We start from the raw sequence: 1,366 nt of genomic DNA, 5'->3' as shown, positions 1-1,366 counted from the left end.
TCAATTGCGGCAAAGATTTCATCCATTCGTGAAATACAGAAGATTTCATGATGCTTTCTCCTTGCGACCTATATTTCAGTATAGCGAGAAGAACGTATTTCAACTGTTAACGCAGACAGAGCCTATTTAAAAGGGCCGGGAACCGATCCACTTTTATACCGTAAAACCTATATTCCTGGCGTAGCTACGCCGTTTAAAAAGCTGGGGGATAGCCATGAAGCGCTCTGCGCTTGTCAGCTTTGATGCATCGTAGGGCGGGTGAAACCCGCGTATTTTTCAGCATCTCTCGCGGGTTTCACCCGCCCTACAGGAAGATCATCCTGATAGCGTTGCATTATGGGCACTTAAATTGCAGCGCTTAGGGCTGTGGTTCAAATGAGTTACGCAGCACAAAGGAAATAGCCGTGGTTAAAAAGTATCTATGTATCTTGTTCATCCCATTATTGTTTGCCTGCCAAAAAGAGCCCTCATCTGGTGACGCCGCCGCAGCGGCAGTGCCTGCTGATAGCGTAACGGTATCGGTGGATCAGGTGAATTACAACGCCGATTTAGAAATTAAGTACACCGCCTTTGATGTGTCGGGCAGCAGCCCAAAGGAAGCGATTGCCGGAGGGATTGTTGTACCGCTGGCGGCGGGTGGGGCCAAAAGCTGCTGCGTGAACTTACCTAAAGTCTGGCGGCCGGGGATTAAAATTAAGGTGGAATGGCAGGAGGCCGATAAGGAAATTCGCCCTGAAATTTACCGGCAAACACTGGAATTACCCCGCTATCAAAAACCTGGCGATGTGTATCTGGTGTTTTATCCCGAGCATCAGCTGGAAGTGCTCGCCTCGCCCGTCGAACCAGCGCACCCAGATTGGCCAGGAAAAATCAAAGCGCCACCGCTGGAAGCGTGTTTAAAGAAAAATACGAAGAAATTTTGCATGCAGTCGTTGCCTAAGTATCGGATTGGGTCAAAAGAAGAAAGCGCAAGCATGTACCGTGCAGCCTGCCAGCCCAATACTATCGCCGCAAATGCTTATCGGGAGCACCCAGAGCAAGCAAAAATCGGTTGTATGAAATGGCAAGCTGAATGTTTGTCTAGTTGGGATATCGATAAAAAAATGTGTAACATAAATTATAAGGAAGATTGATATGCCAGCTCGATTTGCTGAGGAGTGCTCAATTAAGCCGCTGGTACTTACTCAAAATGAAATTAGTATTCGCTTAAAGAACCAAGACACCCCCTCCTGCCTCACCTGTGAAGAAGACATTTTTCTCGGCTTTTTTTTCGATGGCACCAATAACAATAAATATCGCGATACGCCCGAATACTGCCATAGCAATGTGGCCCGCCTCTACGAGGCTTATCCGGGCAAGGGCACGA

At 47.8% G+C, this 1,366-nt stretch carries 2 protein-coding genes; both read left to right on the top strand.

The genetic code is table 11. The features are described 5' to 3' along the window. Positions 1-404: 404 nt before the first annotated feature. On the top strand, positions 405-1,133 hold the full coding sequence (locus R6242_RS22200; protein WP_318431069.1) for a DUF3304 domain-containing protein: 729 nt from the start codon (positions 405-407) through the stop codon (positions 1,131-1,133). Position 1,134: 1 nt separating this feature from the next. Next, positions 1,135-1,366: hypothetical protein (locus R6242_RS22195; protein WP_318431067.1), on the top strand; the 232-nt coding region annotated here is incomplete at its 3' end.

The sequence above is a fragment of the Iodobacter sp. CM08 genome (assembly GCF_033446605.1).
Lineage (GTDB): Bacteria > Pseudomonadota > Gammaproteobacteria > Burkholderiales > Chitinibacteraceae > Iodobacter.
The sequence above is the reverse complement of the archived record's forward strand: the minus strand, read 5'-3'. Positions and strand labels throughout refer to the sequence as shown.